Raw genomic sequence first — 11,449 nt, 5'->3', positions numbered from 1 at the left:
GATAATGAACTAGGAGGTTAAATTACTATGAGATTTATTAGTCCGAAAATTGATTATGCTTTTAAGAAAATATTCGGTTCCGATGCCAGTCAAGACATATTAATTAGCTTTCTTAATGCCCCCCTTTATAAGGGGAAAAACAAGATTAAATCTTGGGAAATTATCGACCCCTATAATACCAAATCTCAAAAAGTTTGCTATATATCGTTGTGATGGGGAGATGGGGAGATGGCAATCAAATATAGCATTACTATGCCTCTTACAGAGAAGCTACACTATCAGAAATCGTATCACCCCGGTCAAGTTCAAATTTTAAAGGATAGTTTTTGGATGTTCTGGCAGTTTTGGACGATAAGTCAACAGTTATTATTGAGATGCAACTTGCTAACGTGACAGGTTTTGAAAATAGAGTGGTTTATAATGTCGCCAAAATTTATTCAAACCAGCTAAAATCGGGAGATGATTATCCAGAAATTAGACCGATAATAGCTTTAAAAATTGTGGATTTTCTCATGTTTCAAAACACGGATAGATTGATTACTAACTTTGTTTTAAAAGAGAGATTAGAAAATTTGTAAGCATTCAGCTATTAGCAGTCAGCAATCAGCAAGAAAAACCTGCGCTTAAGGACGGGGTGTAAATAAATATAGACTTTAAGGTCAAGGGTGCTAACTTTTGTGGTCAGAAAAATCTGACTCCATTGATAAAGCTTTCCTATACGCACTAAAAGCAATAGCTGAGAGCTGAGAGCTGACGGCTGAATGCTTGCGAAAATTTTGAATATACTAAAGAGCAAATGGGTTTCGTATTTGTACAGTTGCCGAAATTTAAGAATAGTTTGGAGGAGTTAGAGACTTTAACAGATAAGTGGATTTCTTTTATTAAATAAGCAGCTATTTTGGAGGAAATACCAGCTTCTTTAAGGGAGGTTACCGAAATAGAAAAAGCTCTCAATATTGCCAACCGCACTAATTTAACTCTTCAAGAATTGGAAAAATTAGATGGGCAAGAAAACTTAATTCAAGACCGTCGGGGTCAAATTGCTTTTGTCGAAGAAAAAGGCAGAATTAAAGAAGCGATCGCTTTGATAATACTTTTGCTAAAAAAGCGTTTTAGAGAAGTTCGAGAAAATGAAGTTGCTACTCAGGTTAAAAGTCTATCTTTGGAAAATTTGGAGGCTTTAGTTAAGACAGTTTTAAGGTTTAACAATCTCGACGGTTTATCGAATTGGTTAACAGATAGGTATACCAATTCACTTTAAGGATTTCACAAATAGTTTCAAACTTTATAGCGCTTTTCATTAAAATAGAATACAGCTATCAGGTTTTAACTTATCAAACTTAAAATATACTTATATTTTGTCTGTAGTCAACATGAGTGAAAACCGCTATAAATGTAAAATAACTGCCTATTGTATTGTCAAAATTTTTAGTAATCGCAAATCTAACTTCTGACTTCTGACTTCTATGAAACGGTAGTAGGTGTTGCTCAAAACATACATTTTTGTTTGATAATACTTTTTATTTTTCCTGAATCTTCAATTCATCAATATTCCAAAAAGCTCCACCAATGGCAGAAAATTTTAAATTATCAATATGATTACGAACTGCTTGGAGTGAAAGAGAATTTACTAAAAAAAATACAGGCAATTGTTCGGCAACAATTTGTTGAAATTCTCCGTAAATTTCTCGGCGTTGATTTTCATTTACTGTCTGATATCCAGCAGTAAACAAACGGTCAATTTCTTTTTCCCAATCAGAAACTTGCCAATTTTTCATCCTTGGTTCACCAGGTTTAGAACCTAAATTAAACTGATGAAATGAACCATTACTTGACCAAAATAAGGATAGTAAATTTGGTTCAAAGTCAGCACCAGGAACACCAAAAGCTCCGACATAACATTCCCAATCTCGACTTAAGAATAGCTTTTGTAAAACAGTGTTGAAGTTTAGTACCTGTAAATTTGCTTTAATCCCGATATTACTTAAATCTTCTTTGATTTGAACTGCTGTATCTATGCGTAATTTTTCTTCAGACTTTACTAAAATTGTAAATTCTACTCGGTTGCCATCTTTATCTAGTAATTCATTGGCATCATTATATTGAAAACCAGCATCTAATAATAATTTTTTTGCCTTTTCAGGATTGTATTTATAGACCTTTAATCCTGCTTCTGGAGATAAATAATAAGGACTTTGTACTGCAAGAGCAGAGTGTCGTATTTCCCCTAAACCGCGATAAATATTGTTATTAATTTGTTGGCGATTAATAGAATATGCAACTGCTTGTCGAAATGCTAAATTATTAAACCAACGAGACTTCATTGGATTTAAAAAAGGTTTCCCTTGAGAATTTATTCCTTGATTAAGATTAAAACCAACAAATTGAAAGTTTAAGTTTGGACCACCATTATAAATCTTATATTTGCCTCGTTTTTCTTCTCGCTTAAGTAATTGAAATGCTTCGGCATCTACTCCAATACTGTCTAATTCCCCTGAACGAAATCTCAGCAATTGATTGTCAGTTGATGGAATAATTTCGATAATTAATTTATCAAGATATGGAAGAGAGTTACCTGCTAAATCGGAACGCCAATAGAAGGGATTTTTCTGTAAAACGATTCTTTGGGAAGGGATATAATTTTCCAGTCTAAATGCACCATTGCCAATAATTTCTTGTGGTTTTGTATTTGTATTCCAGGTCGATAAAAATAGAGGTTTACCATCAGCGTCAGTTGACAAAATAGTATCCCGCAAAGCATGATCTGGTAAAATTTTTAATCTTCCTATGTATCTGAGAAATGGCGCAAAGGGTTCGGGCAAAATAAATTCTACTCGACGTTTATCTATTTTTTTCACTGAGGGAAAAGCACCAGTACTACCAATTCTTAAAAAGTCTTTGTAGACAGTAGGAATTTTTGGGTTGAGATAAATATCTTGATAGGTAAATACAACATCATCAGCAGTAAGAGGTTTTCCATCAGACCATTTTAATTCTGACCGCAAAGTAAAGATAATTCGCTTTTTATCTTCAGAAAAAATCCAAGATTCTGCTAAGGCAGGTTCTAATTCTCCAGTCAAACCATTTTCTGATATTAATCCCTCATAAATAAATCCAAAAATTCCATAAGGAGAACGAGATATAGGATAGTTAAAAGTTGGTGGCGGACTAGGGTTAACTAAAACTAATTTTGAGTTATTGTTACTCTGAGAGTTTAATAATATTGGGCGACAACCAGTGGTCAGAATTAATAAACAACATAATACAACCCCTACTAAAAACTGTAGCACTCTAGAAATAGTAAACCGATAAATATCTTGATTTTTATTTTTACTTTCTAACATTTGGGAAAATTACTAAATAAAATTTGCCTAGCTTAGACTATTTTACAGTTTTGTAGTAATTAGACATAGGTGTGAATATAAAGATATAGATTTTTTGCAAGAGTAGGTAATACCAATTCCCATGCATTAATGCTATACTTCGGTAATATAGCAATCAGGAATCAGATGTGAGAATTGAGATGTTCCTTAAAAGGATAGAATATAGCAGTTATCTTATGAAGAAGATACATTTTTTTCTTCTTTCCTGTAGCAATAGTGCCTCCATACCTAAAAGTCTCCAATATCTCACAACTAAAATCATATTGCTATATATTCGTTTTTTTCTTCTTTTCTGTTCCCTCCATACCTATTCCCTCCATACCTAAAAGTCTCCAATATCTCACAACTAAAATCATATTGCTATACTTCAGTTATCAACTAATTAGCACAGGCTGAATCATATTTTTGCTAATTTAAGCTAATTTAATGTTAATTATTTTTATGTTGTACAGACGTTCCATGCAACGTCCCTACCTCCCCCACTCCCCTACTCCCCTACTCTGAAATAGATAAAGTTTTTGAGAAATCATATAAAAGGGAACATCGGATCTGGGAACAGGGAAGATATTTTTAGGAAAAAAGTACGAAAAATGAAACGGAAGTAACTTTTACCGAAGAATAAAAGTTTAAAGCCTCTCACTCGCTGTGGAGAAACAAGCGGTCGGAAAGCGGAGCATGACCTTAGGATGGGATGGCGAGGTCTCCGTTCCCTCCGGGACGCTACGCGTTAGTGAAGCTTTGCGCTAGCAAACGCTTGCCTCCAATCGACCAAGAGAGAAAAAATTTTCCTTTTATTCAATCCAATCCGTTTTAGGGAGAGGTAATTATCAATTATCCATTATCAATTATCCATTATTTAATTGTCTTGTCTTGGATGTTAAATCAAGGGTAAGTTAATTTTCTGGAGATATCTATTAGACCTCTCCAAAAATAAAAAATCAAATCAATCCCATATGCACAAACCGTCAATTCTTTCCCCCTACTCCCTACTCCCTCTTTTCTGGAGATATCTATTAGGTAGGTGAGCAAAATTAAACGCAGGTGGAACTGAAGTAAGTAAATTTTCCAAAACTATTCTGACAGTAACTCGCCAATCTAAATTCTGACTTCTGTAGAAGCAATTCATAAATTTCATAAGATTTTTCGAGGAACCATTATAAAAACCTTCTATGAAAAATCTCTACATTATTTGGTGGTGCATTGTGATTATTTTTGTTACGAGGTATAGCAGTGGGAGAATCTTGCTCCCGTGATAGGGGTTGCTTGTTTTTATCTACCATTATACGAGCAAGACAACCCATTCTTTTTTATATAAATTTAAAAAAAGAATGTTACGAATAATTGGGGCGATCGAAAGAATTTACAGGAGATGTAACTTTGAGTAAAAAGATGATTTTAGAACTAAAAAATGATATAAAATTTATTCATTATGAACCCTAACTCCTAACTCCTAATAAATAGCATGGTCATTTGTAGCAAACATTTATCACGCTTGGTATTAACGAATAATTAATAATTAATATAGCGTTTACCAAGCTCGTGAGGTACAGTTATCTTTATTGTTTTATTGTCTTTTTATTCCCTGTTCCCTCAAACCTAAAATTTTGTATCTCACGCTTTTTGGGAATTGCTATAATTATTAATTAAATATCTTGGTTAAAAGCCGACCCCCATAGGGAAAAAAAAGTGCTAGAATATTTCCCGCTCTTCAATTTGGTTACCGAAAAATCAAGGTTTAAAGCCTTCTATTTCAAGAGAAAAAGCGGTGGAGGGATGCAGAGGAAACCTAGCCAGCTCCAATCTCCCCTTGAGCAGAAAAAAATTTCCTTTTTAACCAATCCTCAATGTTTTAAGAAGAAGTAATTATTAATTATTAATTGTTAATTATTAATTATTGAAGGTTTTCCTTGAGATAATTATCCATTATCCATTATCCATTAATGAAACTCTGTCTATGTATTTTGTTGTGGAAAATTTAGATGAAGTTGCCCAAACTGAAAAATAAATGGTAAAGTTTTGTAAAGAAAGCCCATTTACCAAATCATTATGAAACGACAACTAACAGAAGGTAGCATCGGCCCACTATTACTAAAGCTAACACTGCCTATGATTTGGGGAGTGTTTGCTGTCATTGGTTTCAATATTGTTGATACCTACTTTGTCGGTCAACTCGGAACAAAGGAGCTAGCAGCAATGAGTTTCACTTTCCCAGTAGTAACATTATTAGGTAGTGTATCAATGGGTTTGGGAACAGGTGCTGCTTCTGTTATATCTAGAGCTATTGGAGAAGGAGACCTCTACAAAGTCAAGCGACTTACCACTGATAGTTTAATTTTATCCTTATTAGTAGTAGGAATTTTGGTAGTTCTAGGTTTAACAACTATCGACCCTGTATTTACTGCATTAGGCGCAAAAACAGAAATTCTGCCTCTAATTCGACAATATATGGAAATTTGGTATCTGGGAGTAATTTTTATAGTAGTGCCAATGGTAGGTAATAGTGCTATTCGCGCTGCTGGTAATACATTCATTCCTAGTGTGGTGATGACTGTAGCAGGTATTGTCAATGCTGTATTAGACCCAATGTTAATTTTTGGAGTAGGTGCAATTCCAGCAATGGGTTTGCAAGGAGCAGCATTAGCAACTGTTATTAGTAGGGCAACTACGTTAGTAGCTTCTTTGTTTTTTCTGCACTACCGCGAACAAATGATTTCTTGGGAGTTGCCTAGTTTTAAGGTTATCCTCCGAAATTGGCAAAATATCCTTTATATAGGTATACCTGCCACAGGTACGAATATGATTACACCAATTTCTATTACTTTTATTACTAGCTTGATGGCAAGTTATGGCACTGCCACAGTGGCAGGTTTTGGTGTTGCTTCTAAGGTAGAGATGTTTTCTATTATTGTGCCAATTGCATTATCTGCTAGTTTCGCTCCGTTTGTCGGGCAAAATTGGGGAGCGAAAAAGTATGACCGCGTGTATTTGGGTTTGCGTTTAGGGTTTCAGTTTTGTTTGTTTTGGGGAGCTATGGTAGCGATCGCTTTTGGTATAGGTGGGAGTTGGGTTGCTTCAGTGTTTGATAAAGACCCGGAAGTTGTGGAAGTCGCTGCTAAATATCTACTGATAGTACCTATTAGTTATGGTGCTGCAGGAATTATATTAATTTCTAGTGTAACTTTTAATGCTTTGGGAAAACCTTTACCTTCTATGGTAATGACTATCACAAGGATGTTATTTTTGTATGTACCTTTGGCATATTTGGGAAGTTGGTTATTTGGAATAAATGGTGTTTTTGCTGCTGCTTGTTTTGCTAATTTGGCAGTTGGTATTGGAGCTTATCTTTGGTATCATAAAAATTTTCGTCTAAACAATTTGACACAGGAAAACCAATTAGTAACAGACCAGTAATTTCAGTTATCAGTATCTCCTATTTCAGTAAAATACTTAATTTGCTTTTTTTATCGCCTTGAAAGGAGAAGCTTAAAACCTTATTTTATGCTCAAAAGTAGATATTTTTAAGTTATACAATTAATGCTTGATTTAATAAGGAGTTTAGTATTTTTGGCAAATCAGATAATAGCTAATAATTAAGTTTGTAGTAGGGCTTCAGCCAGAATATACAGCAGATTCTACCTTTGTAAGTTACATCCATAGCGGGGAATATGCCCGCACTACAGATATTTAATTGTTAATATCTGTACTTCATATAGTTAGAATTTACTGTAAATATTTTAAGGGCTAGAGCAAAACTACAAACAAAGACTTTATTATACTAATTATACAAACATAATATAAAACTTAGGTACACTCAGCCATCTTAACAATTAGACTAATGTAAGACTATAAATATCGGAATAACTAAGGATATAAAAAAATGCAATATCGAAGAATTAATCCTGTAAACTTAGTAGGAGAAACATTGGATATTACTCGGTCTGTATATATTCCTTGTTTAATTATCGCTTCTCTTGGTTTTTTGATAACTTTGGCATCTAATTTACTGTCGAATTTACCAATAATAAGTCCTATATTATTTACTATCTTTACTATTTTAGTAATATTAGAACTACTTTGGAAAGGAGCTAATATTGTCTATCTTTATCGGCATTTTTCTCGCAATCCTATAAGTATAAAAGAAGCATTTAATCTAAGCATTAAAAAGATTTTTAAATTATTTTTAGCATCATTTATTATTTTATTAATCTTTTTTGTTGGACTAATATTATTCTTTTTTCCTGGATTTTATATGATTTTCCGCTTATTACCTTTTCTCTACAGTATTGTTATAGAAGATTTATCCGCTTTAGATGGAATTAGTAGAAGTTGGCAGTTAACAAAAGGTCACTGGTGGTTAATATTCTTGTCAAGTTTGTTGATAGGAATAGTTTTACTTATTCCTGTAATTATATTACATTTTATTTTATTATTTTTGGGTATACCAGAACAAATAGCTAATATAGTATCCGATATTCTTAGTTTTTTAACAGATCCGTTTTTTAGTGTTTATGGCTATTTATTATATGTGAACCTGAAAGAAGATTACAATGAGAGATTGTCAAATCATCAACTAAACCATTAATCAATAAAATCTTAAAAATTAAATAGTAAGAAATAGGCAATTTCAGTTATCAGTATCAATTAATAAAGCTTTTATAGCACATCAAAAGCAATAGAGTTGTTGGGCATCATTCCCCAGGAAATGCTTAGGCTAACTATATATATTATGCAATACCAACAAATTAATGTTACTAACTTGTTAGATAAAACTTTTGCAACTTTTCGTGTTATTTACTTACCTCTCCTAATTATAGGTTTGCCTGCTGTAATCTTATTCGTGTTACTATATTTCTTACCAGAATCTAGTACCCAATACTATTGGTTATATTGGTTTTTGGTAGTATTAATTAACCCCTGGTTATTCGCAATTCGTTACTTATATATTTATAAATATTTGAGAGGAATTAGAATTAGTTTAGTACAAGCTTTTCGTAGAGGGTTCAAAAAGTTTATCTCATTAGCTATTTTATCGTTGATTACACTAGATCCATTGATATTAATCAAAGATAAATTAAGATCAAATATAGGATTGTCAATTTTATTTTATATATCATTAATTTATTTTGCTACACGAATTGGTTTTTATGAGCAGATGGTTTTAATTGAAGGTACTTCACCTTTTAGAGCAATTACTCGTAGCTGGCAGTTGACTAAAGGATATTTCTGGGTAATTATTCGAGCTAACTTGATTTTCTTCGTAGTCTTTTGTTTTCCAATGTTTTTATTCGATACAATTCTCGAAAGTATCTTAAATCTAATTCCCATAACTTCTGCTCTTCGACAAGATATATTATCTGATATTATTAGGTATTTTGCAGGGCCGACACTTTCAAGTATTTTTTCTGTTCTACTTTATATGGAATTGAAGAAAATAAAAAGAATAGATATTAGCAAAACATAATTCATTCAATTTGGTAATTTTAGTATAAGTCGTTTAAATGCACAACAGCTTATTGCCACATTTTATGTGTGTCAGTCTACTACCTTAATTGCTAGAAAAAAAATATTAACAAAATTAAAAATTTCAAGCTATACTGTAAACTAAAAAACACTCTTAGGAAGTTTACCCAAACCCCATGCGGTTGCAATGTCAGTTCAGTGGACAAATTATTACCTTAGACAGCCAAAACCCAATTGGTGGGGGTGGTGAAGGTCGTATCTATTCTGTGCTACAAAATCCCTCCCTAGTGGCCAAAATTTATCATAAACCCACAGACGAGGATGCCGATAAACTGACCGTAATGTTCTCTCATCCACCAGATGCACCAATGGGAACCGGACATTCAGCGATCGCATGGCCTGTAGACCTATTACGCACCACCAACAACAAACAGCAAATTATCGGCTTTTTAATGCCCCGTGTTTCCAGAGCGGAACCGATACATATATTCTACAACCCTAGAAACCGTCGGGAAAAAAAGCCACTCTTCAACTATCGTTATCTCCACCGCACAGCTCGTAACTTAGTTGCAGCAGTCAACGCTTTACATAACAGTGGATATACCATCGGCGATGTCAACGAATCAAATATTTTAGTCACCGATACCGCTCTTGTCACCCTAGTTGATACCGACTCATTTCAAGTACGCGACCCCTATACCCTAGAAATTTACCGTTGCCCAGTGGGTAAACCAGAATTCACCCCCCCAGAATTACAAGGTCGAAGTTTCCGGGAAGTTGACCGCAAACCCGAACATGACTTATTTGGTATAGCAGTATTAATATTTCAACTATTGATGGAAGGAACTCACCCTTTTGCTGGAGTTTACAAAGGTAGAGGCGAACCTCCAACTCTCGAAGCGCGAATCAAAGTAGGTCATTTTCCCTACAGTAAAAAGCGAGTTCCCTATCGCCCGACCCCACTGGCGCCAGATTGGAAAATTTTGCATCCCACCATACAACAATTATTAATTGACTGTTTTGAATTAGGGTATGAACATCCAGATTCTCGCCCAGATACGAAAACTTGGTTGCAAGCGTTGCGAGAGTCAGAAAATAGTCTAGTAACTTGTCAGAAAAATCATCAGCATTTATATGGAAATCACCTAAAATCTTGTCCGTGGTGCGAACGTACCAAACTATTAAAAGGACGCGACCCTTTTCCATCAAGGGAAGCAGTAAGAAATAAGCAACATTTGGAACCTGTCGCAAAGAAGCGGAAACTCTTATCATTAACGCCACAAAAAACTACTCCCCCTAAAAAACCAGCACCACCCAAACCAATTGTCATAACTCGGAAAATGGGTCAATATCAACCCTTACTAACTCCTGTTTCTATCAAATTTAAACCGCCTTCAGTTCCAATAATTCCCTTACCAGGAGGTGGCAAAGGTCTTGTTGGCGTTGCCCAAGATGCTATTTTTGGTAGCTTTTGGGGAGTATTGTGTGCAGCAGCAGTAGCAGGTCTGCTATTAGGAATAATTAATGGTAGCGTTGCTGTTTTAGGTGGAGTGATAATGGGAATATTGTGGGGAGGTTTTTTCGCGGTCGCCTGGCAATATATTATTCCTGTGGGGTTCTCGAGTGCCAGTTTAGGTTTAACCGGAGCGCTGTGGGGAGGGTTTATTGCTACTGCCATTAGTGGTGCTGTTTATGGAATTAGTAACCGTCTTGGGGTATTTGGTCAAGCAGTTGTATTTGGTGGATTTTTAGGTATTATTTGGGGTGGTGTTTGGAGTGCTTTTAAACCACCCTTAGCGCTGCCTACTCCTGGGCGAGTTTGGGGTAAACGAGGTTTATTTTTAGGAGCAATTTGGGGTGCTTTTTTAGGTACAGTTATTGGAGCAATTTTAGCTGGAGTTTTTGTGTTTCAGGAAAGTCTGAATGAGAATAATAATTCTTTGGTTGAATTAGTATCTATATTAATAAGTAGTATGATTCCGGCAATGGGTGTAGGTGCTATGGGTGGAATTATGGGAGGTGTTGTTTTAGGACCTATTTTAGGTGCGCCAACTTTGCCTTTATCGAAAAAGTTATCGGGAGTTAGAGGTGCTGTATTAGGGGGAATTTGGGGATGTTTTTTAGGAGTAATTATTGGGGTAATTTTGGGTGGATTTTTACCACAAATTGTCTCAATAGATTTAGTGGGAATTATGCGAATTAATGAAGATTGGACTTTAATTCTTTCAACAATTTTTGGAGCTGGTTTAGGTGGTATTAGTGGTTGTTTTTCTGGGGCAGCTTGGGGGGGTATGGGGAAATGGTAATTTCAGTTATCAGTTATCAGTTATCAGTTATCAGTTATCAGTTATCAGTTGTCAAACAAGAAGGAGTCAGGAGTCAGGAGTCGTATGGGAATAGCTTCAATACTATTTTTTAGGAAAGAGACATCTCCTGTCAAATCTTTTAATCATACTTATTATTCGTAACATTCTTTTTTCAAGGGGAAATGGTGAAGGCAGAAGGAGTCAGGAGTCAGGAATCAGGAGTCGTATGGGGCCGGTTGAAGGGGAAATTACCGCAAAGGTCATAAATGCCCAGAGCAGTTTTCCTATGGAAAGTGTTCA

Annotated in this window: 7 protein-coding genes and 1 pseudogene; 6 read left to right on the top strand and 2 right to left on the bottom strand. The window is 34.8% G+C overall.

Annotated features, from left to right (window positions below):
• Positions 1-27 precede the first annotated feature (27 nt).
• Together F6K22_RS43515 and F6K22_RS16240 are read left to right on the top strand one after the other, a co-directional pair.
• A pseudogene (locus F6K22_RS43515) lies at positions 28-578 on the top strand (Rpn family recombination-promoting nuclease/putative transposase).
• 320 nt (positions 579-898) lie between these two features.
• On the top strand, positions 899-1,261 hold the full coding sequence (locus F6K22_RS16240; RefSeq protein WP_293099713.1) for a DUF4351 domain-containing protein: 363 nt from the start codon (positions 899-901) through the stop codon (positions 1,259-1,261).
• Positions 1,262-1,520: 259 nt separating this feature from the next.
• On the opposite strand, the gene F6K22_RS16235 is transcribed toward F6K22_RS16240, so the two are convergent.
• Both F6K22_RS16235 and F6K22_RS16230 read right to left on the bottom strand, forming a co-directional pair.
• Positions 1,521-3,344 (bottom strand): ABC transporter substrate-binding protein, encoded by a 1,824-nt coding sequence (locus F6K22_RS16235; RefSeq protein ID WP_293099710.1) that lies wholly within the window; start codon positions 3,342-3,344, stop codon positions 1,521-1,523.
• Between the two features lie 1,193 nt (positions 3,345-4,537).
• Positions 4,538-4,684, bottom strand: a complete 147-nt coding sequence (locus F6K22_RS16230) for a hypothetical protein (protein WP_293099707.1) — start codon at positions 4,682-4,684, stop codon at positions 4,538-4,540.
• Between the two features lie 745 nt (positions 4,685-5,429).
• Between F6K22_RS16230 and F6K22_RS16225 the strand changes: the two genes are divergently transcribed.
• From F6K22_RS16225 to F6K22_RS16210, 4 genes are all read left to right on the top strand, one after another.
• Entirely contained in the window at positions 5,430-6,794 is a 1,365-nt protein-coding gene (locus F6K22_RS16225) for an MATE family efflux transporter (protein WP_293099704.1), read from the top strand.
• A gap of 466 nt (positions 6,795-7,260) precedes the next feature.
• On the top strand, positions 7,261-7,965 hold the full coding sequence (locus tag F6K22_RS16220; protein ID WP_293099701.1) for a glycerophosphoryl diester phosphodiesterase membrane domain-containing protein: 705 nt from the start codon (positions 7,261-7,263) through the stop codon (positions 7,963-7,965).
• Between the two features lie 144 nt (positions 7,966-8,109).
• Positions 8,110-8,844 carry a YjgN family protein gene (locus tag F6K22_RS16215; protein WP_293099698.1) on the top strand — a complete coding sequence of 245 codons (735 nt, stop codon included), beginning with the start codon at positions 8,110-8,112 and terminating at the stop codon, positions 8,842-8,844.
• Positions 8,845-9,019: 175 nt separating this feature from the next.
• The gene (locus F6K22_RS16210; RefSeq protein ID WP_293099695.1) at positions 9,020-11,149 is read left to right on the top strand and encodes a DNA-binding protein; all 2,130 of its coding nucleotides are present in this window, start codon (positions 9,020-9,022) and stop codon (positions 11,147-11,149) included.
• Positions 11,150-11,449: the final 300 nt, after the last annotated feature.

It is taken from the genome of Okeania sp. SIO2F4 (genome assembly GCF_010672385.1).
GTDB lineage: Bacteria > Cyanobacteriota > Cyanobacteriia > Cyanobacteriales > Microcoleaceae > Trichodesmium.
This window is presented reverse-complemented; position numbering and strand designations above follow the sequence as displayed.